The sequence below is a fragment of the Hyphococcus formosus genome (assembly GCF_046736345.1).
Classification (GTDB): domain Bacteria; phylum Pseudomonadota; class Alphaproteobacteria; order Caulobacterales; family Parvularculaceae; genus Hyphococcus; species Hyphococcus formosus.
This window is the reverse complement of record NZ_CP157210.1, coordinates 2,754,585-2,778,814: the sequence shown is the minus strand read 5'-3', so window position 1 is coordinate 2,778,814 and position 24,230 is coordinate 2,754,585. Positions and strand designations below refer to the sequence as shown.

General features: G+C 53.9%; 25 protein-coding genes. 7 read left to right on the top strand and 18 right to left on the bottom strand.

The features are described from left to right. Positions 1 to 14: 14 nt before the first annotated feature. The 8 genes from mdh to ABFZ83_RS12895 form a co-directional block, all read right to left on the bottom strand. Entirely contained in the window at positions 15 to 977 is a 963-nt protein-coding gene (mdh, locus tag ABFZ83_RS12930; RefSeq protein ID WP_411816969.1) for a malate dehydrogenase, read from the bottom strand. A gap of 123 nt (positions 978 to 1,100) precedes the next feature. Next, positions 1,101 to 1,715, bottom strand: coding sequence for a LysE family translocator (locus ABFZ83_RS12925; protein ID WP_411816968.1), 615 nt, complete (start codon positions 1,713 to 1,715; stop codon positions 1,101 to 1,103). 3 nt (positions 1,716 to 1,718) lie between these two features. Beyond that, a complete protein-coding gene (locus ABFZ83_RS12920; protein ID WP_411816967.1) occupies positions 1,719 to 2,423 on the bottom strand; it encodes a P44/Msp2 family outer membrane protein in 705 nt (234 codons plus the stop codon). A gap of 83 nt (positions 2,424 to 2,506) precedes the next feature. After that, on the bottom strand, positions 2,507 to 3,952 hold the full coding sequence (locus ABFZ83_RS12915) for an alanine/glycine:cation symporter family protein (RefSeq protein WP_411816966.1): 1,446 nt from the start codon (positions 3,950 to 3,952) through the stop codon (positions 2,507 to 2,509). A 281-nt stretch (positions 3,953 to 4,233) separates the two neighbouring features. Beyond that, positions 4,234 to 4,620 carry a 30S ribosomal protein S16 gene (gene rpsP / locus ABFZ83_RS12910; protein ID WP_411816965.1) on the bottom strand — a complete coding sequence of 129 codons (387 nt, stop codon included), beginning with the start codon at positions 4,618 to 4,620 and terminating at the stop codon, positions 4,234 to 4,236. A gap of 34 nt (positions 4,621 to 4,654) precedes the next feature. Continuing rightward, positions 4,655 to 5,074, bottom strand: a complete 420-nt coding sequence (locus ABFZ83_RS12905) for a VOC family protein (protein WP_411816964.1) — start codon at positions 5,072 to 5,074, stop codon at positions 4,655 to 4,657. A gap of 5 nt (positions 5,075 to 5,079) precedes the next feature. Continuing rightward, positions 5,080 to 6,621, bottom strand: a complete 1,542-nt coding sequence (gene ffh / locus ABFZ83_RS12900; protein ID WP_411816963.1) for a signal recognition particle protein — start codon at positions 6,619 to 6,621, stop codon at positions 5,080 to 5,082. 268 nt (positions 6,622 to 6,889) lie between these two features. After that, positions 6,890 to 8,158 carry a dicarboxylate/amino acid:cation symporter gene (locus ABFZ83_RS12895; RefSeq protein WP_411816962.1) on the bottom strand — a complete coding sequence of 423 codons (1,269 nt, stop codon included), beginning with the start codon at positions 8,156 to 8,158 and terminating at the stop codon, positions 6,890 to 6,892. A 114-nt stretch (positions 8,159 to 8,272) separates the two neighbouring features. Here ABFZ83_RS12895 and ABFZ83_RS12890 point away from each other — a divergent pair, with 114 nt between their 5' ends. Continuing rightward, positions 8,273 to 8,467: a CsbD family protein gene (locus ABFZ83_RS12890; RefSeq protein WP_411816961.1), complete on the top strand. Its 195-nt coding sequence runs from the start codon at positions 8,273 to 8,275 to the stop codon at positions 8,465 to 8,467. 65 nt (positions 8,468 to 8,532) lie between these two features. Here the strand turns inward: ABFZ83_RS12890 and ABFZ83_RS12885 are convergent, their stop codons facing one another. Further along, positions 8,533 to 10,656, bottom strand: a complete 2,124-nt coding sequence (locus ABFZ83_RS12885) for a prolyl oligopeptidase family serine peptidase (protein ID WP_411816960.1) — start codon at positions 10,654 to 10,656, stop codon at positions 8,533 to 8,535. A gap of 200 nt (positions 10,657 to 10,856) precedes the next feature. Between ABFZ83_RS12885 and ABFZ83_RS12880 the strand changes: the two genes are divergently transcribed. After that, a complete protein-coding gene (locus ABFZ83_RS12880) occupies positions 10,857 to 11,459 on the top strand; it encodes a PilZ domain-containing protein (RefSeq protein ID WP_411816959.1) in 603 nt (200 codons plus the stop codon). Between the two features lie 35 nt (positions 11,460 to 11,494). Here ABFZ83_RS12880 and ABFZ83_RS12875 read toward each other — a convergent pair whose 3' ends face one another. The 3 genes from ABFZ83_RS12875 to rph form a co-directional block, all read right to left on the bottom strand. Beyond that, on the bottom strand, positions 11,495 to 12,052 hold the full coding sequence (locus tag ABFZ83_RS12875) for a CC0125/CC1285 family lipoprotein (RefSeq protein ID WP_411816958.1): 558 nt from the start codon (positions 12,050 to 12,052) through the stop codon (positions 11,495 to 11,497). Positions 12,053 to 12,154: 102 nt separating this feature from the next. Then, positions 12,155 to 13,669: a mechanosensitive ion channel family protein gene (locus tag ABFZ83_RS12870; protein ID WP_411816957.1), complete on the bottom strand. Its 1,515-nt coding sequence runs from the start codon at positions 13,667 to 13,669 to the stop codon at positions 12,155 to 12,157. Positions 13,670 to 13,736: 67 nt separating this feature from the next. After that, positions 13,737 to 14,450 carry a ribonuclease PH gene (rph, locus tag ABFZ83_RS12865; protein WP_411818837.1) on the bottom strand — a complete coding sequence of 238 codons (714 nt, stop codon included), beginning with the start codon at positions 14,448 to 14,450 and terminating at the stop codon, positions 13,737 to 13,739. Between the two features lie 151 nt (positions 14,451 to 14,601). Between rph and hrcA the strand changes: the two genes are divergently transcribed. Continuing rightward, on the top strand, positions 14,602 to 15,627 hold the full coding sequence (gene hrcA / locus ABFZ83_RS12860) for a heat-inducible transcriptional repressor HrcA (RefSeq protein ID WP_411816956.1): 1,026 nt from the start codon (positions 14,602 to 14,604) through the stop codon (positions 15,625 to 15,627). A gap of 50 nt (positions 15,628 to 15,677) precedes the next feature. Then, entirely contained in the window at positions 15,678 to 16,337 is a 660-nt protein-coding gene (gene grpE, locus ABFZ83_RS12855; RefSeq protein ID WP_411816955.1) for a nucleotide exchange factor GrpE, read from the top strand. A gap of 38 nt (positions 16,338 to 16,375) precedes the next feature. On the opposite strand, the gene ABFZ83_RS12850 is transcribed toward grpE, so the two are convergent. Beyond that, positions 16,376 to 17,959 carry a phosphoenolpyruvate carboxykinase gene (locus tag ABFZ83_RS12850; protein WP_411818836.1) on the bottom strand — a complete coding sequence of 528 codons (1,584 nt, stop codon included), beginning with the start codon at positions 17,957 to 17,959 and terminating at the stop codon, positions 16,376 to 16,378. Positions 17,960 to 18,196: 237 nt separating this feature from the next. Here ABFZ83_RS12850 and ABFZ83_RS12845 point away from each other — a divergent pair, with 237 nt between their 5' ends. Further along, on the top strand, positions 18,197 to 18,475 hold the full coding sequence (locus ABFZ83_RS12845; RefSeq protein WP_411816954.1) for an XrtV sorting system accessory protein: 279 nt from the start codon (positions 18,197 to 18,199) through the stop codon (positions 18,473 to 18,475). Between the two features lie 46 nt (positions 18,476 to 18,521). Then, positions 18,522 to 19,388: a 1-acyl-sn-glycerol-3-phosphate acyltransferase gene (locus ABFZ83_RS12840; protein ID WP_411816953.1), complete on the top strand. Its 867-nt coding sequence runs from the start codon at positions 18,522 to 18,524 to the stop codon at positions 19,386 to 19,388. Here ABFZ83_RS12840 and ABFZ83_RS12835 read toward each other — a convergent pair. Further along, the gene (locus ABFZ83_RS12835; RefSeq protein WP_411816952.1) at positions 19,385 to 20,332 is read right to left on the bottom strand and encodes an ABC transporter ATP-binding protein; all 948 of its coding nucleotides are present in this window, start codon (positions 20,330 to 20,332) and stop codon (positions 19,385 to 19,387) included. The two genes, ABFZ83_RS12840 and ABFZ83_RS12835, sit on opposite strands and share 4 nt — an antisense overlap. Before the next feature lie 165 nt (positions 20,333 to 20,497). Between ABFZ83_RS12835 and ABFZ83_RS12830 the strand changes: the two genes are divergently transcribed. Beyond that, positions 20,498 to 20,695, top strand: a complete 198-nt coding sequence (locus ABFZ83_RS12830; protein WP_411816951.1) for a zinc-finger domain-containing protein — start codon at positions 20,498 to 20,500, stop codon at positions 20,693 to 20,695. Here ABFZ83_RS12830 and ABFZ83_RS12825 read toward each other — a convergent pair. The 4 genes from ABFZ83_RS12825 to ABFZ83_RS12810 are packed head-to-tail and all read right to left on the bottom strand — an operon-like array spanning position 20,692 to position 24,215. Next, positions 20,692 to 22,212 carry an ABC transporter permease gene (locus ABFZ83_RS12825; protein WP_411816950.1) on the bottom strand — a complete coding sequence of 507 codons (1,521 nt, stop codon included), beginning with the start codon at positions 22,210 to 22,212 and terminating at the stop codon, positions 20,692 to 20,694. The two genes, ABFZ83_RS12830 and ABFZ83_RS12825, sit on opposite strands and share 4 nt — an antisense overlap. After that, positions 22,209 to 23,174 carry an ABC transporter ATP-binding protein gene (locus tag ABFZ83_RS12820; protein ID WP_411816949.1) on the bottom strand — a complete coding sequence of 322 codons (966 nt, stop codon included), beginning with the start codon at positions 23,172 to 23,174 and terminating at the stop codon, positions 22,209 to 22,211. Before ABFZ83_RS12820 ends, ABFZ83_RS12825 begins: the two co-directional genes overlap by 4 nt. 42 nt (positions 23,175 to 23,216) lie before the next feature. After that, entirely contained in the window at positions 23,217 to 23,657 is a 441-nt protein-coding gene (locus tag ABFZ83_RS12815) for a VOC family protein (RefSeq protein ID WP_411816948.1), read from the bottom strand. A gap of 15 nt (positions 23,658 to 23,672) precedes the next feature. Then, a complete protein-coding gene (locus tag ABFZ83_RS12810) occupies positions 23,673 to 24,215 on the bottom strand; it encodes a hypothetical protein (RefSeq protein ID WP_411816947.1) in 543 nt (180 codons plus the stop codon). Positions 24,216 to 24,230 lie beyond the last annotated feature (15 nt).

Here is a 24,230-nt window from a genome sequence, read left to right as displayed (position 1 = left end):
AGTTGCGCGATGGCTTATGCGAGGCTTGGATCAAGCTTGATGCACGCATCCATCAATTCGCGAACGGCCCCGACTGAATTGTCGAACATCGCTTTTTCTTCATCGCTGAATTTAACTTCAACGATACGCTCGCAGCCACCTGCGCCGAGAACGATTGGCACACCAACATAAAGGTCATTCAAGCCATACTCGCCCGAAAGTGACGCCGCACAAGGAACAACCAGTTTCTTGTCACGCAGATAGCTTTCAGCCATCTGGATCGCTGACGCCGCTGGCGCATAATATGCAGAACCGGTTTTGAGTAGCGCAACAATTTCGCCGCCGCCCTTACGGGTGCGTTCGATAATTGAATCGACCTTGTCTTGTGTCGTCCAGCCCATTTCAACAAGATCAGGAAGCGGAATACCGGCAACAGTCGAATAGCGCTCAAGCGGCACCATTGTATCGCCATGACCGCCAAGAACGAAGGCGGTTACGCTTTCAACAGAAACGTTGAACTCTTCAGCAAGGAAGTAACGGAAACGCGCACTGTCGAGAATTCCCGCCATGCCGATGACTTTTTCTTTTGGCAGGCCAGAGAATTTCTGTAGTGCCCATACCATCGCATCAAGCGGGTTGGTGATGCAGATGACCAATGCGTTTGGCGCATGCTCTTTAATGCCTTCGCCAACGGATTTCATCACTTTGAGGTTGATGCCCAATAGGTCGTCGCGGCTCATGCCCGGCTTCCGAGCGACACCAGCGGTGACGATGCAAACATCAGCGTCCGCAATGTCTTTATAGTCCTGCGTGCCCTTGAGGCGGCTGTCATAGCCATCTACCGGAGAGCTCTCAGCAATATCGAGGCCTTTACCCTCTGGGATACCTTCTGCGATATCGAACAGAACAACGTCACCGAGTTCTTTTTGAGCTGCGAGATGGGCGAGCGTGCCGCCGATCATACCTGCGCCGATAAGCGCAATCTTTTTGCGGGCCATATTATAAATCTCCTTGGGAGCCATGAAAAAATTATTCGCGTCGGTCTAACCCAGTGGAACCGGATTTTGAAGGCGTCGAGATGACCGAAAACGCTATTTATTTTGGCGGTTGCAGCAGAATTGCTATTTTCTAACCAGCGCAAGGCCCGCAGCAGCCGTCAACAGAACCCCGCCGGTGATCCGGTGCCGCCAACGCCCCAAACGCATCAGAACCGGGCGTGATCGGGCGGCAGTAAGCGCCCAAAGGCTGTCAAAGCTGGCCCCGACGATCAAAAAGGTTCCCCCGAGCAGCAGGAATTGGGGGCCAACAGGCGCATCGGGCGAAATGAACAAGGGCAAAAAAGCACCGTGGAACAATAGCCCTTTGGGATTCGTCAGATTGACCAAGAACCCCTCAAAAAAGCTGCGCCACCATCCGCCGGGCTGAACCGCCGTTTCAGGCTCCAGCGGGTCGGCGGGCGCACGAAACGCCCTGATCGCCAGATAGGTGAGATAAACGACTCCGGCCCATTTGATCCAGAAAAAGGCTGAAGCCGCTGAGGTCATGAGGGCCGTAAGGCCCAACGCCACGACGCCGATATGGATGCCCGAGGCGATCAGAGAACCGGCCACCGCCGCAAAGCCATGGGGCAGGCCACGGGACAAGGTTGTGGCCACAACAAAAGCCACCATTGGCCCCGGCGTCAAAATAAGAAGGATCGATGCAGCAACGAAAGCGAGATAGAGCTCGGCGCTCATTACTTAAAACTGCTTGCGCAGGGACAGCATCACCGAAGAGGTCTCGTAACGGTCGCCATTAATGCTCGGCCCCGCCGGACCGCCCGCGACGAAATCATCCTCATCGACGCCAAACACAAGCTTGTTCGTGCGCAGATAAATATATTCGACATCCGCAGAAAACCCGCCGCCGATCGCATAGGCCACCCCGGCACGTCCCTGATAAGCCAGCGCCGCGTCGCGATTGGCGCTCGCATCCTCAAGGAAGGCCCCGCCAACCCCGCCACCAATGAAAGGTGTCAGCGGGCTTTGGTTTGTATAATCGAAATAGAAATTGCTCATCAAAAGATGCGCGACAATATCGTCATTCACAGGGGTAGTCGGCGTTGGCCCGGCAACAGGATCGATCACCGAATAGCCATCAATTTTTGTGGATGCGTAGCGATATTCCAGCTCTGTCCGGATGCCGTCAGCATAATCAAAGCCAAGCGCAAACGCCGCAACAAGGCCTTCGCCGTTCTCAACCATCTGGCCCGTGGGCGGCGGCGTTACGAAGGTTGCGTCCGGATTGTAGCTATAGTCTTGCGACCAATCATTGGCGAAATTGATCCCGGCACCAAAGCGGACATAAGGCCCATCCTTGGCTGGTTCTTGCGCCAATACTGTCGGGGAATTGAGTGATGCGGCCGCAATAAAGAGCGTCGCAGACAGGACTTTTACTCGATTCACGAAACGCTCCTTTGATGTTTCGCGGTCAAGATAGCCCGCACTGCAACGCTCTCGCAAGCGTTGCAGTGGATTGTTATCGGGTATTAATCGGCCGCTTTCTCACGGGCGAAATAGTCCCGCGTGAGCTTGGCAACCAATGGCGAGAGGACCAATAGGGCCACCAGATTTGGCGCAGCCATTAGGCCCGTCAGTGTATCGGCAATCAGCCAGAACAAGCTGACCACATCGGTAATCGCACCACCTTCTTCGAGCATCAACACGGCCGCTCCCATAAAAGTGACCGCGATCCATGCGAACCGGAATGGTGTGATGATCTTTTCACCGAAGAGAAACTCTGAACAGCGCTCGCCATAATAACTCCAGCCAAGAATGGTCGTGAAACCAAACAAGGTCAGGCCGATTGTCACGATATGCGATCCGATCCCCGGCAAGGCATCATTAAATGCATTGACGGTCAGCGGCGCACCGGTTTCGCAACCAAGCGGTAGAACGGTGAGCGATTCACGAACGAATGGTGCACAAGCTTCAGGGATAATCCCCGCCGAAAGAATGACCAATGCGGTGATCGAACAAACGATGATTGTGTCGATGAATGTCCCCAACATGGCGATAACGCCCTGATTGACCGGGTCTTTGTTCTTGGCGGCGGCGTGAGCAATTGGCGCAGACCCCTGCCCGGCTTCGTTTGAGAAGATCCCGCGAGCAACACCTTTTTGCATGGCGATCAACAAAAGACCGCCGACAAAACCGCCCTTTGCGGCGTCAAAGCCAAATGCACTCGTGATAATCGAGGCGAAGGCTGCTGGGACTGTTTCGATATTGATGACAAGAACAGCAATACCGGCGATCAGATAAGCCGCCGCCATTGATGGCACGAGCTTACTTGCAACTGATGCGATCCGCGTAATCCCGCCGAGAATGACCGCAGCGGCACCGCCCGCCAAGACCAATCCGGAAATCAGCGGCGATATTGAATAGGTATTATTCAGCGCGTCAGCGATTGAATTTGACTGGATCGAAGCACCCGTGCCCCAAGCGGCGAGAATGCCAAAAAGGGCAAACATCCCACCAAGCCAGGCCCATTTCGGGCCCATGCCATTTTTGATGTAATACATTGGCCCGCCCACATGGCGGCCATCTGCGTCTACCTCGCGGTATTTAACCGCCAAAACGCCTTCCGCATATTTGGTCGCCATGCCGACAAAAGCCGTGACCCACATCCAGAAAACGGCACCCGGACCACCAATCGCGATCGCAACCGCTACACCGGCGATATTACCGGTACCGATTGTAGAAGAGAGCGCGGTCATGAGTGCGCCAAAGGGTGAAACATCCCCTTCTTCCGCATCATGGCGTTTGCCACCTTTGATCAATTGTCCGATGGCATAGGGTAGTTTCTTGATGGGCATGAAACCCAAACGAAACATCAGATAAAGACCAGTCCCCAACAATAATAATAGGACTGGTGGATATGGAATACTGTCTGATCCCCAAACTAACGAATTAACGAAAGCAATATGTTCTTGCACTTAAACGCGACCCCTTATTCGCCACGCACTTTGCGTGCGTGTTTCTATGTTGAACGGAGCAACATACGCGGCACTGGCTGCTCCCTGCAAGAGTGTGTACAGAAGTACGGCATTCGCACAACATTGCCATGGTTAATTAATTTCGCGGCAAGACCCTAAACCCAATGGGGCTAAAAATGGCCCCTTCAAGCCCCCAGGCCGAGCGTGCGAATATCGCACAAAAAAGGCTTCGACACGCCGCTAGACGTATCGAAGCCTTCTGTAGCTGAAATCGGTCAGCTTTATTCAGCCGCTGCTTCTTCCGCAGCGTCTTCCGCAGGAGCATTTGCCGCTGCTTCTTTTTCTGCACGCTCTTCAGCGCGTTCTTTGGCTTTCGTGCCTGGCTCACCTTTTTTCGGATTGTTGCCAGCTTCCCATTTCACGAGACCATTGACGGAAAGGAAACGCGCAACGCGATCGGTCGCTTTCGCGCCTTTGTCGAGCCAATATTTGACGCGCTCTTCATTGTATTGAACGCGGTTTTCATCGGTCTTCGCGAGAAGCGGGTTATAAGTCCCGACTTTTTCGATGAAGCGGCCATCACGCGGCGAACGCGAGTCAGCGACTACGATTGAATAGAACGGACGCTTCTTAGAGCCGCCACGAGCCAATCTGATTTTCAATGCCATTTTTTTATTCCTTTAGGTTGTTCGATTTCGTCTTTTATTCTTCGGTAGAAACTGGCTCGACGAGCGTAAGCCAATTTCCAGAATCATCTTTGAGCATCGCCTGAATGCCCCATGGTTGCTTTGCCGGCTCTTGCGTAAATTCAACGCCCTTGTCCCGCAGCGCCTGATAGTCCGCATGGCAATCATCTGTTATAAACACACCAGCACCGAGAACGCCGCGGCTTACCAATTTCTTTAATGCGTCAACATCTTCATCTGTCATGACCGGAGATTGCGCAACACTGACGAGCGAGATGGTCGTCTTACCCTCTCCCGGCGGCGCAACAGTCAGCCAGCGATTTCCATCCCATTCCTGATCTTCGAGCAAGGTAAAGCCTAATTTCTCCGTATAGAAATCCTTGGCCCGATCCGGGTCGGTTACGTAAATCGTGGCATATGCAAATGAAGTGATCATAAGCGTTACTTCTTTTTCCCCATGCCGGGCAAACCGCCGAGGCCGGGCGGCATTGCCCCTTTACCGGAAAGTGCCTTTTCGATTGCATCGAAATCAAGATCGTCCGGGTTCGGCGTTTTGCCGCCCTTAGCGCCCTTCATAAGGTCCGCAGCATCAGGACCGCCGCCGCCACCCAGCATACCGCCGAGGCCGCCACCCATGCCGCCCATACCGGCAAGCTGCTTTGCCATGCCCTTCATGCCGCCTTTGCCGAGCTTTTTCATCATGTCGGACATCTGACGGTGAGCCTTGATCAGCTTGTTCACTTGCTGAACGCTAGTACCGGACCCTTTGGCGATACGTTTTTTACGCGACGCATTCAAAAGCGCTGGCTTTTTACGTTCAGCTTTTGTCATTGAACTGATGATCGCTTCCTGGTGCAGGATTTCCTTGTCATCAAGGCCACCAGCCTGATCGACCATCTTTTTCATCTTGCCCATGCCCGGCATCATACCGAGGATCGCACCCATGCCGCCCATCTTGCGCATCTGGCGGAACTGATCGGCGAGATCATCCATATCGAACTCGCCCTTGGCCATTTTCTTGGCGGCTTTTTTCGCTTTCGCCTCGTCCATTTCGAGGCTGGCTTTTTCAACCAGCGAAACAATGTCGCCCATGCCCAAAATGCGGCCGGCCATCCGTTCAGGTTCGAACGTATCGAGCGCATCAATCTTTTCGCCGACACCAACAAATTTGATCGGCGCACCAGTAACCGCCCGCATGGAAAGCGCAGCACCGCCGCGCGCATCACCATCAATCCGTGTCATGACGACCCCGGAGACCGGCACGCGGGCTTTGAATTTCTCAGCCGTCGAAACCGCGTCCTGACCGGTGAGCGCATCAACAACCAGAAGCGTTTCAATCGGGTCAGATGCCGCATGAATATCGGCAATCTCGGCCATCAACTGTTCATCGATCGACAAACGGCCAGCCGTATCGAGCATCACAACATCAAAGCCGCCAAGACGACCGGCTTCTAATGCGCGCTTGGCGATATCGCGAGGGTTCTGTCCGGCAATGATCGGCAGGGTTTTGACTTCGGCCTGTTCACCCAAAATCGCCAATTGCTCCTGCGCGGCGGGACGGCGCGTATCGAGCGACGCCATCAGGACTTTCTTTTTCTCGCGCTTTTGCAAGCGAAGGGCGATTTTTGCGGTCGATGTGGTCTTACCAGAACCCTGCAGGCCGACCATCATGATCACCGCCGGCGGGGTGGTGGCAAAATCGAGGTCGGTTTTGTCCGAGCCGCCAAGCATTTCCACAAGCGCGTCATGGACAATTTTGACGACTTGCTGCCCCGGCGTAACGGACCGCAGCACCTCGGCTCCGATCGCGCGTTCCTTGACCTTTCCGATGAATTCCTTTGCAACCGGCAGCGCAACGTCAGCCTCAAGAAGCGCAATGCGCACCTCTCGCAGGGCTTCATTTACGTCTTTTTCCTCCAGCGCGCCGCGCCCGCGGAGCCCTTCGAAAATAGCGCCTAATCGATCGCTAAGACTTTCAAACATCGATGTCCTTTCGGTATCGAAACCAACAACATTAGCGGCATATACCGCATAAGCAAAATAACCACCGCGAGGGCGTTACCCCGGCGGCGGTGCATCCCCAGCCCCGTTCCGCTATCAATGCCCATATAGGGAGCGGAGGTCGTGCTGGTAGACACGGGAAAGCAGATTTTCCCGAAATTCAGAGGCGTTCTATAGGGCCATCAAGCGCAGCATGCAAGCCGGGCGCAAAACACCCCGCCAGATCAGTGCAAATTCCCCGTCTATACCGCTAACTCAGGGGCCGCGACCGGAAGACGTCCTCGTCGAGTTCGCCTTCCCACTTGGCCACCGCCGTCGCAACGGCCGTATCGCCGGAGACATTGGTGACGGTGCGCATCATGTCGAGGATCCGGTCAAATGGGAAAATAAAGCCGATGACAATCGCCACATGTTCCGGCGAGACATCAAAGACCTCAAGGACAATCGCCAACAAAAAGAGCGACGCCGAGGGAACGCCCGCCGTGCCGATGGAAACCAGCGCACATGTCAACGCGATCAGGAAATAATGCTGCGGCTCAAGCGTATAGCCAAAAGCCTGCGCCGTGAACAAAGCCACAATACCAAGGTAAAGCGATGTGCCGTCCATATTAATCGTGGCACCCAGCGGCAGCACTGAACCGGCGACAGATTTCTTGATGCCGAGATTTTCGGTGGCGGCGCGAATGGTCACCGGCAATGTCGCCGAAGACGACGAAGTCGAATAGGCCACCATCATCGGATCAAGAATACCGCGGAAGAAGCCGACAAACGGCAAGCCAAGGAAAACCCGCACCAAACCGCCATAGACAATTGCCATGTGGAGCGCACAACCAGCGTAAACTGCAATCGTAAGTGTGAGGATCGCCTGGAATGTCGCAATGCCTTGCGTACCGGCGGTGTAGGCAATCAGGCCAAAGACGCCGAACGGTGCCAGCTCCATAATGATATGGGTCACCTTCAAGATACCGTCGGAAATCGCCTCAAAAAACCGGCCGGCTGGCTGGCCATTTTCCCGGGCCATCAACAGACCGATACCCAGCAAGATCGCAAAAAAGATAACCGCAAGAATGTCACCTTCAACCAGCGCCATGAACGGGTTCTCAGGAATGATCGCCATGAGGCGCTCGCCGATTGGCTGCATCTCGCCCATCTGTTTCGGCTCTGCGCCGCCGAGGTCTACACCAGCACCGGGCCGCAACAGCGTCCCCATACCGAGACCAATCAAATTCGCGAAAAAGGTCGTTACCAAATAAAGCAAGAATGCCTTTACGCCGATCGTGCCCAATTTTTTCGGATCGCCCATGGCGAAAATGCCAGCCACCAACGTGAAAAAGACTAGCGGCACGACGATCATTCGGATCAGGCGAATAAAGATATCACCAATAACGCGAACCTTGGCGAGAAGCGCTTCGCCCGCAACTGGGTCCATGGTTTGTGAAACAAACAGCCCGAATGCGACCCCCAATATCAATCCAAGGAAAACCCGCTTCCAAAGCTTAATTCCGAACCACCATCCCATTCGCGCCACCCTCAGCCGTTAAAAAAACGCAACACTAAACCAAATTCGGCAGAAAAGGGAACGGTGAATACGCCCTTGGTGTTCTCGTACCGAAACCAAAAGGAGACCGCGGAGATGAACAAAGACGAATTAAAAGGCCATTGGAACAAGCTGAAAGGTTCCGTGAAAGAAAAGTGGGGAAAACTCACTGATGATGAGGTTGCCGAAATTGAGGGCAACAAGGATCAACTGGTGGGCAAGATCCAAGAGAAATACGGCGTTGCACGCGAAGAAGCGGAGAAGCAAGTCGACGAATGGAAAAACTCATAAGCCGCAACAAAAAACCGCCCGTCATTGCGGGCGGTTTTTCGATTCCGATAACCAAAGGCTATAGGTTAGTCACCCATTAGCATCTTTGCAAAATACACATATTCAAGCGCAGTACGATGCGCGAGCTGGTCTTGATTCGCTGTGCCGCCATGACCGCCTTCGATATTCTCATAATAATAGAACTCATATCCTAGATCATCGAGCTTGGCCGCCGCCTTGCGCGCATGTCCGGGATGAACGCGGTCATCTTTGGTAGAGGTGTAGAACAGCACTTTCGGATAAGGCTGATCCGCAACAATTTTTTGATAGGGCGAATACTGACTAATATACGCCCATTCATCATCAAGATCCGGGTTGCCATACTCGCCCATCCATGACGCACCGGCGAGCAGTTTGTTGTAGCGCTTCATATCCAAAAGCGGCACGCCAATATCAAGCGCCGCATAAAGGTCTGGACGCTGAGTCAACATCGCCCCCATCAAGAGACCACCATTAGACCGCCCGATTGCGCCTAGCTTCTCTGGCGAAGTTATACCGCGCTCAATCAGGTCCTCCGAGATTGCGATGAAGTCATCAAATGCCTTTTGACGATTTTCTTTTAGCGCCCCTTGATGCCAGCCGGGGCCATATTCCGACCCGCCGCGAATATTCGACAGCACCATAACGCCGCCACGCTTGACCCACATTGAGCCCGCCAATGCCCCATGTTGGGGCCGCGACGGATCTTCGTAATAGATCGGCAGGATAGGAACCAAAAACCCGCCATAGCCATATTGAATGGTCGGCGCGTTCCCGCTCTCAAGAACATCCTCTTTGCCCATCACGTAATAGGGAACTTTCGTGCCGTCCTTGGACGTTGCGAAACGTTGCTCAACCACAACCCCTTCCGCATCAAAGAATGCAGGCATCTGGTCGATCTTTTCCGCCTTGTTGCGGTCCGACACAAAATAAAGCGCAGTGGGGGAATTCATGCTCTCATAGGTAAAGACGGCCTCGTCATCACCAACCGAGACGAGGTTAATCACACCACTTTCAGGCAACTTGATCTGTTTCTTCTGCCAGCCACCTTTCGAGCCACCGGGCCGCAATCGCGCCGCCTTTCCGGAGACATCGTCAAGATACTGAATAAAGATCTCATCTTCACCGATGCCAACGCTTTGGATCGGTTGCTTATCACTTGAGCGCAGAATTTCGGTCAGCGCGCCGGTTTCAAGATCGACACCAACAAGCGAGCCGGAAAAATACGTTCGCTCACCCGCGTCGAAATCCTTGCGCAATCGAAAAATCGCTAGCGGGTTTGTTTTACGCCCGCTAAACACACCGGAATAATCCGCATTCAGAGGGATATTCAGCTTTTCTTTTTCGCCATCGAGCGCCTTGGTAAAGAACATCTCTGTCTCGAAAAACGATTTCCCGCGCCCTGCGAACAAATAGGTCTCGTCGTCGTCGTGCTCAACCACCGGGTACACCCACACATCCGATGCCTCGCCTTCAAACCAAACCGGCGCATCGGTTAATGTCTGCCCACGCTTCAAGATACGGATTGTGCGCGGATAACCGGAATCGGTCAGTGATCCTTCACCGGTATCGGTACCGACTAATAGCGTGTCTTTATCGGCCCAATCGAGAAAGCTCTTTGCTTCCGGCAGGTAAAAGCCGCCCTCGACGAAGGTCTTGGTCCGGGTATCAAATTCGCGCCAGACAGCGGCGTCTTTGCCGCCATAAGACATTTCAATCATGCAGTGGCGATATTCAGGATTGAGACAGACAATATCGCCGTGAATCCAGTTCTCGCCCTCATCGGCAGCTAATTTGTCAAAATCAAGAACCGTTTCCCAATTTGGCGCACCGGAGGCGTAAGCCTCTAACTTGCTGCGCCGCCAAATGCCCCGCACATGGGTTTCATCGACCCAGAAATTGTAAACATATGAGCCGTGGATATCACCAAGCGGCAAGCGCGCATCGGAAGTCAAAACCGCCAAGGCCTCTTGATACATATCATCAAAACGCGGATCGGCTTCGAGTTCAGCCAAAGACCGCGTGTTTTGTGCCTTAACCCAGTTGAGCGCGCTTTCGCCCTCGACCTCTTCTAGCCAGAGAAACGGATCTTCTGCGTCCTGCTGCGCTCCGGCCGTGACAGGAAATATCAGGGCGAAAAGCGCAGCCGCGCTAAGCAGTTTTTTAAGCATGTCAGGAAGTCTCCGGATGGGTGAGGAAAACAAACGGTTTAACCATACAAACCCTTAGCCATGAAGCAAAGTTACGGTACGGCAAAGCGTTCGTTATTTGCGATCAATAAAATTCTACCTTTCCCGTTAGAAAAGGTTTTGCCGTTGGCCAGTAGCTTGCAACGGCTTGGCGCAGAGACACAATTCAGGACAACCATACGATGTTTAAGAATGACGCAAGACGGTATCGCAGGATCAGCCTAAGCCTGCCGGTACGAATTGTGATTAATGCGGTCGATGAATATGAGGGCCGGCTGTTAAACATGTCCCCAGGCGACATGGCAATCATTACCGACGCGAATGTTGTTGTCGGTGATGCAGCGGTGATCTCCATCGAGGGGCTCGACGTTATTGAATGCACGGTTGCCCGGGTATTCCCTGATGGTTTCGCCGGCTCTTTCCTATTGTCGAAACGTCGCCGCGCCCTGTTAACCGAACAGTTAATGATGCTCGCCAATCCAACATTTTCTGACGGGCTTGGTGATCGCCGCGCGTCGCCGCGTCACCGCGAAGGTAATAGCCGGACCGTTTGTCGGCTTGATGATGGTGCGTCGTTGTTTGTCAAAATTGTTGATACATCCGTAAACGGTGTATCGGTTGACGCGCCGCGCCGTCCGCCAGTGGGCTCTTCAATTCATGTGGGAAGACGTCGCGGCGTCATTGTTCGGCACACGCCACGCGGATTTGTCGTCGTTTATGAAACGAATACGACCGATGCCGGATCAGCTGACGCGGATACGACACACATTCTGCGCGCCGTATAAAAAAACCGCCGGCACTGACACCGGCGGTTTTAAACTTAGTATCCCGGATTATTTCGATCCGCGCCGAGGACGACCGGCCCCAGATTGGCCATGACCTCGCGGGCATCAAATGCCATTGGATTGTCCGCCGGTTTTCCGCCTTTATACATCGCAATAAATGCAACCGCTGAATAGCGTGTGATCTCGCGGGTATAATTGTCATAATACGGATCACCCCAGCCGAAACCATAGGCATAATAAGGGAAGCCGTAATGAGGACGGTGGAACGGATGACCATAACCATAACGCCCGTAGAACGCTGGCGGCGCAGACGACGAATAGGACGTCCGGGCTTCAGTGTCATTTTCAACGGCGATGAAGTAATCATAGCCAAGTTCAACCGTCAGTTCTGCTGCCCGATAGAGCAGCGAGTTCTCGACGGTTTCCCGTGATGTCAGCGAGTTCCCCCGAAAGGTAATCCGATACCGGTTGTTCTCGATACGCTGATCGGAAAATCCGTAGCCGCCACTTGATGTAGCTGGCCCATAAGGCGTCGCAGTGGCGCATGCGGCCAGCAAGATCGCAAGACCACCCAGTGTGAATAACCTAAACATACTCTTTCTCCAGAATGAGCTAAGCCCAATCGCATAAATCATCGACCCCGTCAGAGTATAGACTGCCTAACGGGCACTGCAACAATTGGAAAACGTGGTGATCTAACCATCACGCGGGTTTGAATTGGCCTCTTCGCGCGTTTCTATCGCAATTTTTGCGCCTTCCGGCGCTGATTTTATATGCAAATCGCGCTGCGGGAATGGGACTTCGATACCCATTTCACCAAGCATATCCCAAATCGCCATGAAAACATCGCTGCGCACATTCGCGGTGCCATTGGCGGGATCGTTGATCCAGAAGCGCAGATCGAAATTGATCGAGCTGTCACCAAATTCCATCAGATTACAGCGCGGTGCCGGGTTTTTTAGCACCCGATCAATCGTCAATGCGCGCTCCTCTGCGGCGCGCGCCAGACCGCGCAAATCTTTGGTGCCATAAGACACGCCAAACGGCGCGTGCATTCGAACAACACGATCATCATGCGACCAATTCACGACCCCTTCTTCGATGAACTTATCGTTCGGCACGAGATGCGCCATGCCATCACGGGTACGCAAGGAAACATATCGGGCATTCATTTTCGTAACCCAGCCATAGGTGCCCTCAATTTCGATGACGTCGCCGGGCTTGATCGACTTGTCAGCAATCAGCGTAAACCCGGCAAAGAAATTCGAAACCGTACGCTGCATCCCCAGACCGATACCAAGACCGACAGCACCACCAAAAATTGCCAGCGTCCCAAAGGGAAATCCGACTATCTGTAGCGCAACAACCAATGCAACGATCGGCAGCAGGACATCGAGAATTTTCGAAAGCAGCGCTTTGAACGAAACGGTCAGCTCGTCAATCGCATTAATCCGTCCCTTGATTAATGAATTGATGAAACGCGCCGCCCAGAACAACACACCAAAGACGGCGATCGTGCGCAACACATCAAGCGCAGAGAATGTTTGTTGCACGCCGTCTTCATCGACGCCGATTGGCAGCGAAAAGCTTTCCAGTTGCAGAACGAGATCATCAAGCACACCAAACGCATCAAGCGCTGCGATTGGCCATGCCACATAGAACGCAACCTTTGACCAGAAGGGCGAGCGGATCACCAAGGTCACGAGACGGATGACAATCCAAGCGGTCAACAGGCTCACACCCGCAGAGACAAGCGCCGTTGAGTTTCCGCTCGCGCTTAAAACGAAAACCGCGATTTGTAAAAACAGATAGAGCGCCAGTGGCGTCGCCAAATTGGCAAGAGCATTCGCGGCGCGGCGCAACACGCCATAAGGCGCGCGGGGCGCAATCTGTGTCTGGATAAGCTTACGCAGGCGCGGGCCGAAAAATGCCGCCGGGAGAATAGCCGCGAACAGCACCCCCGCCTCAATGGCGACGCCCAATGTCAGCATCTGGCTTTGCAGCGTATTCCAAAGGGCTTCGAGCTTTTCACGGATGGCATCGCCACCAACGAGATCGTCTAGTGCGGAACCATCTTCCGGTATCTCGGCCGGGGCTGGATCGGCCTCTTGTAAATCAGGCGGCGTTCCGGGCTCGGGCGCAGGCTCCATCGAAGGCGCGCTGTCGCTTGGCGCGGGCGGCGGATTCTGATCCGTATCCTGTTCTTGCATGCAATGACACCATCCAACCTAAGATGGATGATGTCTATCAGGTTCCGTTAGTCAGGCAAAGTGCAGGCTAGCCAGCCGCCAGCTCTGCTTGTTGTCCGGCGAGGGTCGTGCATCCGGCCTTGGCAAGCGACAGCAAGGCCAAAAACTGTTCATCTGTGAACGGATCACCCTCGGCCGTTGCTTGCACCTCGACAAGACCGCCCTTGCCGGTAATGACAAAATTCGCATCCGCCTGGGCCGTGGAATCTTCGTCATAATCAAGATCAAGCGCCGGTGCACCCGCAACAAGGCCACACGAGATCGCCGCAACGCGATCCACAATCGGGCTTGCTTTGATGATCCCCTGCTCCACGGCCCAATTACAGGCCATGTTCATCGCAACCCATGCACCCGTGATCGACGCCGTACGTGTGCCGCCATCAGCCTGAATAACATCGCAATCGACCAGAATTTGCCGCTCGCCCAGTGCCTTGAGATCGACCACCGCCCGCAATGAACGCCCGATCAGGCGCTGAATTTCCTGCGTGCGGCCCGATTGGCCCTTCTTTGCTTCGCGGCGCATCCGCTCGCCGGTCGAACGCGGCAACATTCCATATTCCGCCGTCACCCAACCGCGACCACCACCACGCAGCCATGGCGGTGTCGTTTCATCCCAACTCGCCGTGCAGAGGACGTGGGTATCACCAAATTTTACGAGGCAGGAACCTTCCGCATGTTTGGCAACGCCGATCTCAAAAGAAACGTCACGAAGTTCATTAAAAGCGCGGCCAGAAGGTCTCATCATATTCTCCATAAATTATTGCGCCTAACTAGCCCCTTGGCGGGTACGCTGTCGACCCATTCTAGCGCCTGACCACACCGGATAGGCTTGTTTGTGACCATAAGTGACTTATTTTCTTAAGTAGTGACGCAAACTGAGTCATAGAAAGTTTATGGCAACGCTGACTGACATTGATGAACGCTCACGGGCGATTTTTCGAAGCCTCGTTGAGACCTATCTCGCAACTGGCGAGCCCGTCGGCTCGCGCAAACTAAGCCACGATTCCAGCATCGCGGTATCGGCTGCGACGGTTCGGAATGTCATGGCGGACCTGACTGATATGGGGCTTTTGCATGCCCCCCATATTTCAGCGGGGCGCCTGCCGACTGAGCTGGGCCTGCGCCTGTTTGTGGATGGCCTGATGCAGGTTGGCGACCTCTCCGAAGAGGAACGCCGCGCAATCGAAGCCGAGACCCGCGAAGAAGGCCCGGACAGCCCGCTTGAAATTGCAGCGCAGCGGCTTTCGGGGCTGACCCAAACTGCCAGCTTGATCGTTACCCAAAAATCCGACGCCCCTTTGCGCCAGATCGAATTTGTCCGCACCAGCCCCGGCAAGGCATTGGTCATTATGGTGTTTGAGGATGGCCGGGTCGAAAACCGGGTGATCAATGCGCCCGATGATCTGCCGCCATCGGCGCTTGTTTCCGCCGGAAATTACCTCAATGCACGCCTGCGCGGTCGAAGCCTGAACGAGACCCGCGAAAGCATCGTCAAGGAAATCGAATCCAACCGCACGGAACTGGATGAACTGACAACGCGTCTGGTGCGTGAAGGCGTTGCGGAAAAGGCGGGCGACGAGAATTGGCAGTTGATCGTTCGCGGCCGCGGGCATCTGCTTGATGAATCCGAGCAAGATATTGAGCGGGTTCGCATGTTGCTCGACGACCTTGAACGCAAGCGGGACGTCATCGAACTTTTGAATGCCGCCCGCGAAGGCGAAGGGGTAAAAGTCTTTATCGGTTCGGAGAACCGGTTGTTTTCCCTGTCCGGTTCGTCGGTCATTACCGCACCTTATCGTGACGAGAACCGCAAAATCGTTGGGGTTTTGGGCGTAATCGGCCCAACACGGTTGAATTATGCCCGGGTCGTCCCAATTGTGGATTACACAGCCGAAGTCCTGTCTCGGATGTTGAAATAACCGGCCGGCAGGGCTAAATGCGCAACCATGTTCCTCCTGCAAAAAGTAGTATGATGAGTGATCAATCAGATTTCGCGGATCAGCCCGCTTCGAAAAACGACCAGAACGACGAAACGATAGAGCAGCTAACCGACGAAGAAATTGCGGCTGCGATTGCGGCGGATGGCGATTCAGACCCGCTTGAAGAGGCGCGCAAAGAAATCGACACGCTCAATGACCGGCTTTTGCGGCTCGCGGCAGAACTCGAAAATACCCGCCGCCGCGGCGAGCGCGAAAAAGCGGATGCTGGTAAATACGCGATTACCAATTTCGCTCGCGACCTTATCGGCGTCACCGACAATTTTGAACGCGCGCTGCGCGCCGCCGATGGCAGCCAAGGCGAGGCGACAAGCGAAAGCGTCAAGAGCCTCATTGATGGCCTGCGCATGACGGAAAAAGACCTGCTAACGGCGCTCGACCGTCATGGGGTTCGCAAGATCAATCCTGAGCGAGAAAAATTCGATCCCAACCTGCATCAGGCCGTTGCACAAGTACCGCATACGGAAATTCCGAACGGTCATGTGGTTGATGTTGCCCAGCCAGGTTTCACGATTGGGGACCGGGTTCTTCGCGCCGCCATGGTAACTGTTTCCAGCGGTCCCGGCAGCGCAGCCGGTGAAGGCGAAAGCAACGACAATTCGTCCGGCCCGCGCCTTGATACAAAAGTCTAAGACGCTTTCGCGTCTCAGACTTTCTTAGCCCTCGACCATTAGTCGAGTGTAGGGCCTGCGGCTTTGACCGCATCATCCACATAAGGCGCGTAAACACGGAAATTCTCGACGAACATCTCGCCGAGTTTTTTCGCCTGCGCATCATAGGCTGCCGGATCATCCCACGTCTCGCGCGGTGTCAAAATACGCGTATCGACATCAGCAACTTCGGTCGGCACCTCAAACCCGAAAATCGGGTCTGTGCGCATTGGCGCTGATTTCAGCGAACCATTCAGCGCCGCCGTCAGCAATGCGCGCGTATCCTTAATCGGCATCCGGCGGCCTTTGCCATGAGGCCCGCCCGTCCAGCCGGTGGAAACAAGCCAACAGCAAACGTCATGCTGATCAATCAACCTGCCAAGCAGAGCACCATATTCTGACGGATGACGCGGCATAAACGGCGCACCGAAGCAAGTCGAGAAGGTGGCTTCAGGGTCTTTGCCAAGTCCTTTTTCTGTACCGGCCACTTTTGCCGTATAGCCCGACAGGAACATATACATGGCCTGTGCCGGCGTTAATTTGGCAATTGGCGGCATCACACCAAAAGCATCACATGTCAGCATAATGATGTTTTTCGGATGTGTCGTAATACCGTCAAGGCTGGCATTCGGAATGTAGTCGATCGGATAGGCCCCACGAGAATTCTCCGCAAGCGTCGCATCATCAAGATCAAGCTCGCGGGTTTCCGGGTCCATCACCACATTTTCGAGGACCGTACCAAAGCGTTTGGTGGTTGCAAAAATTTCCGGCTCTGCGGTGGGCGAAAGGCGGATCATCTTTGCGTAACAGCCGCCTTCGAAATTGAACAGACCGTTCGGTCCCCAACCATGCTCATCATCACCAATCAGGATGCGGTCAGGATCAGCCGAAAGCGTTGTTTTGCCGGTACCGGAAAGACCAAAGAAAATCGCCGGATCATCGTCTTTGCCAACATTGACCGAGCAATGCATGGGCATGACATTTTGCTCCGGCAAGAGGTAATTCAAAATCGTAAAGACCGATTTTTTCATCTCCCCCGCATAGGACGTGCCGCCGATCAGAACGATGCGGCGCTCGAAATCAACCGCGATCACAGTCTTTGAGCGGCAACCATGCTTTTCCGGATCAGCCACAAAATTCGGCAGATCAACAATCGTAAATCCCGGCGCTCCGTTTTTCTCGTTCACCGATGGCCGCTCAGACAATGGCGGACGGCGAAGAAGATGCTGGATAAATAGTCCGTGCCACGCATATTCGGTAAATACACGCACCTTGATGCCGTATTCCTTATCGGCACCACCGGCGAGATCCTGCATGAACAGATCCCGCTCTGAGGCAAAGGCGAGCATGTCTTGATGCAATTGATCAAACGCCTCAATGGACATTGATTTATTCGCATCCCACCAGATTTTGTCTTCTTGGGCCGGATGACGAACGATAAATTTATCTTGTGCAGACCGCCCGGTATGTTCGCCAGTTTTGACGACAAGCGGGCCATCTTTCGCGATACTGCCTTCACCACGCTCAACCGCATGCTGAAAAAGTGCCGCTGCTGTAAGATTCATTAATTGTGCAGGTGCACAATCTTCAAAGCGGCGCGCCATTGGCGTCGCCGTTACTGATAGGCTCATTTACTTCCTCCCGAAGCCTCACCCGTTGATGAGTACGCGCCCTGTCGGTTTTTCCGCGGGCACATCTTCGGTCTTAAGCCCAAAACCCGGCGCTGGCCATATTATGGCTTGCATAATTTCCGAAAAATTACCGCGACATTTTCATTAACCCTCGCGGGTAAGTCGATATTAACGACAATATAGGAGGGTAATTGCGGGAGAACGGAGAATATGGGACCATCATTTCAGCTCTTTTCCGTCATGCTGTTCATCGCGGCCGCGTCGTTGTTTATCAATCGGATGCGCCACGAAAACCCGCCTTTGTTACCTTATCTCGTCATTGCCTGGGTCTGCATTGTCGCGAATTGGTTCGATGACAATGGCAGTGACCTACCCGCAATCGTCTTGCTCATTTCCGGGGCGTTTTTGGTTCTCCATCTGGCGAGCGAGCCCTATCGCGAGGAAACGGACGACCAATCGCAAAAGGGACAGGATTTTGCGAAACGGTGAACCCGCGTATTGATTACTCAAATGCGGATTAACACCGGACCTCGGAATGAACGATAAAAGCCACAAGAAAACGCCCGCCGAGAAACATATCGTTGACGAGTTGATCGAGGAACGGGCTGAACATCTCCGTCAGTCAGCGCTTTGGCCTTTATATAAAGCCGCACTTTATCCGCTCTTACTCTATAAACCGGCGGTCAGAATGGCCGATGCCATCGGCGATCTCTCTGCCCGGGCGGTGTTCGATTATATCAGCGATCTTCTCAAGCTGAATATTCAGATCGATGGTCTCGAAAACCTGCCACAACATGGACGTGTACTGATTGCTTCAACGCACCCAACGGGCATTCCCGACGGAATTGCCATGTTCGACGCAATCAAAGACAAACGTCCCGATATGACCTTCTTTGCCAATCGCGATGCATTGCGCGCGGCACCGGGCCTTGACGATATGATTATCCCGGTCGAATGGGTCCCTGAAAAACGAACAGCCCAACGCTCCCGCGAGACATTGGAAAGCCTGATCAAAGCATTCAAACAGGAAAAATGCGTCGTTCTCTTTCCCTCCGGACGGCTGGCCTTCATGAGTGACGAAAAGGTGCTGACCGAGCAGGAATGGCTGGCGTCAGTTGCTATTTTCGCGCGCAAATATGATTGCCCGGTCGTTCCGGTACATATCGGAATGCGTAATTCATGGCTCTATTATTGGTTCTGGCGATTGAACACGGAGCTGCGTGACATCACGCTGTTCCATGAACTTTTGAACAAAAAGAACAAGACCTACAAAATCACTCTGGGTCCAATGATCCCGCCACATGCGCTACAGGGCGACCCGAAAAAAGTCGCCGCCGCCCTTAGAGACTATGCGATGAGACTGCCGGATGATCACGCGATGTGGAAACCGATCAGCGATTAGTCGGTGCGATAGGTCAGCTCAAGGAACACATCTTCAAGATCCGCCTCGACGGTAGAAAGATCTTTTACCGCAATCCCAGCCCCTGAAAGCCGTTCAAGAATATCGGCGACTTGTGTTTTGCTCGGCTGATACGCAATGGCGAGACTGCCATCGGGCTTTAACTCATATTCCAGCGGTCCAAGGTCCGGCTTGATATCAACGGACTCACTCGGTGTGACCATCAAGGTCTTGCGGTCAAGCGACGAGATCAACTTTTCCGTTGGCTCGCAGGCAACAACATTACCGTTGTGGATGATCGCAATTTCCTCACAAAGCTCTTGGGCCTCTTCGAGATAATGCGTCGTCAACACGATGGTGACGCCCATTTCATGGAGCTTCAGAACATAGTCCCACAATTGCTTGCGCAGCTCGATATCAACGCCCGCCGTTGGCTCATCTAGAATGAGGATTGGCGGTGAATGCACCATCGCCTTTGCCACCAGCAACCGGCGTTTCATACCCCCGGATAACATCCGCACATAGGCATTCGCCTTATCGCCGAGGCCCAGCGCTTCGAGGATCTCTTTGGAGCGGCGTTTGTTCTTTGGCACCCCATAGAGGCCCGCCTGGATTTCAAGCGCCTCAAGCGGCGTGAAAAACACGTCCATATTGATTTCTTGCGGCACAACCCCAAGCGACGCCCGCACCTGTCGGGGATTGCGATCAATATCAAAACCCCAGACCGAAACGTCCCCAGCAGTTTTGTTCACGAGACCCGCCAGAATATTGATAAAGGTGGATTTCCCGGCCCCATTTGGCCCCAATAACCCAAAAATCGACCCGCGCTTTACAAGGATATCCACGCCCTTCAGGGCTTCCTTCGCAGGGGCCTTGCCCGTACCGCCATAGACCTTGCGTACCCCGCGGGCGGCAATCGCATATTCGGCATTTGAGTTGAAATCCATGGAAATTCTCACTTATTCGTGCTGCCTGCGCTTATCGCGCTGCACGCCAAACGGGTCAACCACGCGGCCCGTTAATCGTACCACACATATGCGGGAGGTCTTGACGAAAGCGCCCATCAGCGGCAAGCACAGTCACCAAGTTTCATCTTCATGAAGAAAAGACCCATGAGCGAATCGACGACAACCATCACACCGGATCCAGAAGTCATCTATGTGGACAGCCTGCGCGTCTCCTGTGACGGCGGCGATGGTGCCCTAGGCCATCCGGTCGTCTGGTATTCGCTTGAGGATGGCGAAGCCGAATGCGGCTATTGCGACCGTAAATTCATCTATAAGCCAGAAGCCGCCGGCCAAACCGCCTAAGGCTTTTCTTTCCGCGCCAAACGCCAGACCTCGCGCGCCTTTGGCGGTGAAGATTGCAAAATTGCATTGCGGAAGATGCGGCCCATAATCCGCATCAGGAAAATCGCAAAAACGAGCATCAACAACGTCGCGCCTGCAATTTCCCAAAAGGGCGGATCAGCGGCCGCGCGCATCATGACCGCATAGGGCGTATAGACGGGGATCCAGGTCAGCACAGATGCCACGAACCCATTTGGGTTTTGAAACACCATCACCATGAACGGCATGGGCGCAAACACCAAAATCATCACCGGCCCCATATAAGACTGGGCGTCTTGCAACGAGTTCGACACCGCGCCAATCGCGAGAAAGATCATCGCGAAAATCGCATAGGCGCAGAAGAAATAGAAAAGATAAATCAGCAATAAGGGTGAAGAGAATAGCGAGCCTATAGCAAGCGACAAAACATTCTCATCCGTCGCGAGGGTCGCCGATCCCGCAAGTCCACCTACCAAAAACATGGCCGGCATTGTCAGGCCCACCGCCGCAATACCAATCAGCTTGCCTGTCATGAGCTGCCCCGCCGTCACCGACGACAACAAAATCTCGACGATCTTGTTCGAGCGCTCTTCGATCGTATTGGTCAGCAACAGATTGCCGACACCAAATATAATCACCACCAACATATAGGTCAGCGCGGCGGGCAATGCGGTTTCTATTCGGTCTTCAAGACCAAGTTCTGCTTCATCTGGCGCGCGATCAGGACGATAGGAAAGTAAGGGTGCCTCCACCGCATCGACCTTATCCAGCGCCTCTTGCGACAATCCGAAATCGGCAACCGCTTGCCGTTTAACGGCGCGATCAAGCGCATCCCCGACGACGCTTTCCAATGCATTATCGGTCAGATTGCGGCTCCAATATTGGGCCGCCGCAGCGTCTTCCCCTGCGCCAAAATCCGCCGGGATCAAAATCGCCGCAAAAAGCGGTGCGGTCGAACCGTCCGGCATTTCAACTCGCGTTTCATCAAGAAGATAGGGCCGCAAGATTGCTTCGGCCTCCTCAAGCGATGTGCCCGCCTCTAACGGCGCGTCAATACGCTCGAATTGTTGGCGTGGTGCCTCATATGCGGGAACGCCCGGACGCAAATGCGGTCCCGCCGCTGCGTTCGCGGCATCAAAGCCTCCAGCGGCCAGAAATGCCTCCGCCCGAGCATCATTCACCGCATCAGGCGCAAATGGATATTCGATCAATCCATCCGCCAGACTTTCAGGCGTCGCGCTAAGCGAAAGATAGGTATCCCACGCGGCGAGACTATAGAAGAGATGTCGCCGCTCAATCGCCTGATCTATGTCATCAATATATTCGCCCGTTACATCGTAAACCACGAAAACACGGGTGGGCTTGTTTCGCTCGACAAGGCCCATCGCCGCACTAAACGCCACCAGACTGACCGGTAACATCACCAGAAAAATCAGGAACCCGCGCGAGAAAACATATTGTTTATATTCGCGCCATGCGATCAGCAAAATCTGTGTCATTCCGCGGCCTCCGCCAGATCCGATGTTGCCGCCTCATCGCCCGCAAGCGATACGAAAATTTCGTGTAAGGTCGCGCCCGCCTGTTCGAAACGGCTGATCTGGATACCGGCCCCGACGACCTGCCGCAGAAATGATTGCGGATCGGCATTGTCCGCAAGCTCAATCTCATAGAGATTTTCGTCACCCCCGGCCTTTTCGAGACGAACAGAAATCACACCGGCAAGGCGCTCAAACGCTTCAGGGGGTGCGGCACTGCGCACATGAAGCCGGTGCCCATAAAGCGCCCGCGCCGCCTCTAATGTGCCTTCGAACCGCTTTTGCCCATGCGCCAGGATCAGAAACCGATCACACAGCCGTTCCGCATGCTGCATAACATGGGTAGAGAAAATAATCGTCCGGCCATTCGCGCGCTGATCGGAAATCAAAGCCTCGAGCGTTTGCTGATTGATCGGGTCGAGGCCGGAGAAGGGCTCGTCCAAAATCAAAAGTTCCGGCTCATGAGCGATGGTCGCCAAGAGCTGAACTTTTTGCGCCATGCCTTTTGAGAGGGCTTCGTTTTTTGACTTGGCAAATTTTTCAAGCCCGAATTGTTCAAGCAGCTCGTTCGCGCGCCGCTTCGCCTTTCCGGATGGCAACCCGCGCAATTGCGCAAAATAGGAAATTGAATCGACGGCCTTCATTTTGCGATAGAGACCGCGCTCTTCCGGCAGGTAGCCAATCTTGCGGCGAACATTAATCGCAGATGATGCGCCCAATACGCTGATGCTGCCGGTCGTCGGCTTGACGATATCAAGCAGCATACGGAGCGTTGTGGTCTTGCCCGCACCATTGGGGCCCAAAAACCCGTATATCTCACCTTGCGCGACCCGAAACGACAGATTATCCACCGCAGTGAAATTGCCGTAACGCTTTGTAATTTGGTCAAGAACCACAGGGTCGGAAGAGTGCGAGCGACCAGCCATCAAGATACTTTCGTCTGAGGAATACCCTAGCCTGAATAGGCCTTACCAGGTGCCAGTGTTTTCCATACTTGCCCATGGCTCAGCTGGCTCAAGCGCCTCACCGCGTTGTAATAGCTCAATCGAAATGCCGTCTGGCGACCGGACGAAAGCCATATGACCATCGCGGGGCGGACGATTGATGGTAACGCCCGCATCCATCAACTTTTGACAGGCCGCATAAATGTCATCAACCAGATAGGCAAGATGGCCGAAATTTCGCCCGCCATCATATTCCTCAGGGTCCCAATTATAGGTAAGCTCGACCATGGGGCCGCTTTTCTCTTTTGCTCGCGCGACATCCTCTGGTGCCGCAAGAAAGACCAGCGTAAAGCGCCCTGCCTCAACGTCATAGCGGTTCACTTCTTGAAGGCCGAGCTTGTTGCAATAAAAGTCAAGTGATTGTTCTAAATCGCGTACACGGACCATGGTGTGTAGATACTGCAAGACTATCTCCTGTTACTAACTTTTTGCGCGCAGAATTTCGTCGCGCAAATAACCGGGACGGCGATTATGAAACCGCCGCATAAAAAACCAGACGATGACTAACCAGACAATGACAATCCCGAAGAAAAAGTAAAAACCGGAAAATGCCTCAGCAACATAAAGCTGACATTCCGGCCCGCATTGCCATGATTGCGCGACTTTGACTTCGCCAAGATTGACATATCGCACAATTTCAACAGGCTGGGGCAGAATACCCAGCTTTTGTCCAACCCATTGCGAAAAACCCAAAAGCCCCAATGTCAGGGGAAGCGAGACGAGAAAGGTCGCCACCGCCGCCAGTGCATAGCCGGGGAAACGCGGCTCATTCACGCGGCGATAAATTTCGTTGAATTGATCCTCGGTCAGGTCTGCGACAAATTCGGGCTCATTTTTTTGGTAAAACGCCCATTCATACGCCGCCCCTTCCGCGATTTCGGCGGCGACTTTTCTGCGCCAGTACCAATAAAGGCCGACACCAAGCGCAAGCAGACCCAGCAAAATCAGGAACGTACCGAGCATAATTTCTATCCAAAA

What these genes read in the sequence shown, in the direction of transcription:
- ABFZ83_RS12835 (WP_411816952.1), bottom strand. Translation starts at nt 20,332, where the DNA reads ATGGATTTCAACTCAAATGCCGAATATGCGATTGCCGCCCGCGGGGTA.
- ABFZ83_RS12885 (WP_411816960.1), bottom strand. Translation starts at nt 10,656, where the DNA reads ATGCTTAAAAAACTGCTTAGCGCGGCTGCGCTTTTCGCCCTGATATTT.
- ABFZ83_RS12830 (WP_411816951.1), top strand. Translation starts at nt 20,498, where the DNA reads ATGAGCGAATCGACGACAACCATCACACCGGATCCAGAAGTCATCTAT.
- ABFZ83_RS12850 (WP_411818836.1), bottom strand. Translation starts at nt 17,959, where the DNA reads ATGGCGCGCCGCTTTGAAGATTGTGCACCTGCACAATTAATGAATCTT.
- ABFZ83_RS12840 (WP_411816953.1), top strand. Translation starts at nt 18,522, where the DNA reads ATGAACGATAAAAGCCACAAGAAAACGCCCGCCGAGAAACATATCGTT.
- ABFZ83_RS12925 (WP_411816968.1), bottom strand. Translation starts at nt 1,715, where the DNA reads ATGAGCGCCGAGCTCTATCTCGCTTTCGTTGCTGCATCGATCCTTCTT.
- hrcA (WP_411816956.1), top strand. Translation starts at nt 14,602, where the DNA reads ATGGCAACGCTGACTGACATTGATGAACGCTCACGGGCGATTTTTCGA.
- ABFZ83_RS12905 (WP_411816964.1), bottom strand. Translation starts at nt 5,074, where the DNA reads ATGATCACTTCATTTGCATATGCCACGATTTACGTAACCGACCCGGAT.
- rpsP (WP_411816965.1), bottom strand. Translation starts at nt 4,620, where the DNA reads ATGGCATTGAAAATCAGATTGGCTCGTGGCGGCTCTAAGAAGCGTCCG.
- rph (WP_411818837.1), bottom strand. Translation starts at nt 14,450, where the DNA reads ATGAGACCTTCTGGCCGCGCTTTTAATGAACTTCGTGACGTTTCTTTT.
- ABFZ83_RS12890 (WP_411816961.1), top strand. Translation starts at nt 8,273, where the DNA reads ATGAACAAAGACGAATTAAAAGGCCATTGGAACAAGCTGAAAGGTTCC.
- ABFZ83_RS12895 (WP_411816962.1), bottom strand. Translation starts at nt 8,158, where the DNA reads ATGGGATGGTGGTTCGGAATTAAGCTTTGGAAGCGGGTTTTCCTTGGA.
- ABFZ83_RS12870 (WP_411816957.1), bottom strand. Translation starts at nt 13,669, where the DNA reads ATGCAAGAACAGGATACGGATCAGAATCCGCCGCCCGCGCCAAGCGAC.
- ABFZ83_RS12880 (WP_411816959.1), top strand. Translation starts at nt 10,857, where the DNA reads ATGTTTAAGAATGACGCAAGACGGTATCGCAGGATCAGCCTAAGCCTG.
- ABFZ83_RS12820 (WP_411816949.1), bottom strand. Translation starts at nt 23,174, where the DNA reads ATGGCTGGTCGCTCGCACTCTTCCGACCCTGTGGTTCTTGACCAAATT.
- ABFZ83_RS12825 (WP_411816950.1), bottom strand. Translation starts at nt 22,212, where the DNA reads ATGACACAGATTTTGCTGATCGCATGGCGCGAATATAAACAATATGTT.
- mdh (WP_411816969.1), bottom strand. Translation starts at nt 977, where the DNA reads ATGGCCCGCAAAAAGATTGCGCTTATCGGCGCAGGTATGATCGGCGGC.
- ABFZ83_RS12810 (WP_411816947.1), bottom strand. Translation starts at nt 24,215, where the DNA reads ATGCTCGGTACGTTCCTGATTTTGCTGGGTCTGCTTGCGCTTGGTGTC.
- ffh (WP_411816963.1), bottom strand. Translation starts at nt 6,621, where the DNA reads ATGTTTGAAAGTCTTAGCGATCGATTAGGCGCTATTTTCGAAGGGCTC.
- ABFZ83_RS12875 (WP_411816958.1), bottom strand. Translation starts at nt 12,052, where the DNA reads ATGTTTAGGTTATTCACACTGGGTGGTCTTGCGATCTTGCTGGCCGCA.
- ABFZ83_RS12845 (WP_411816954.1), top strand. Translation starts at nt 18,197, where the DNA reads ATGGGACCATCATTTCAGCTCTTTTCCGTCATGCTGTTCATCGCGGCC.
- grpE (WP_411816955.1), top strand. Translation starts at nt 15,678, where the DNA reads ATGATGAGTGATCAATCAGATTTCGCGGATCAGCCCGCTTCGAAAAAC.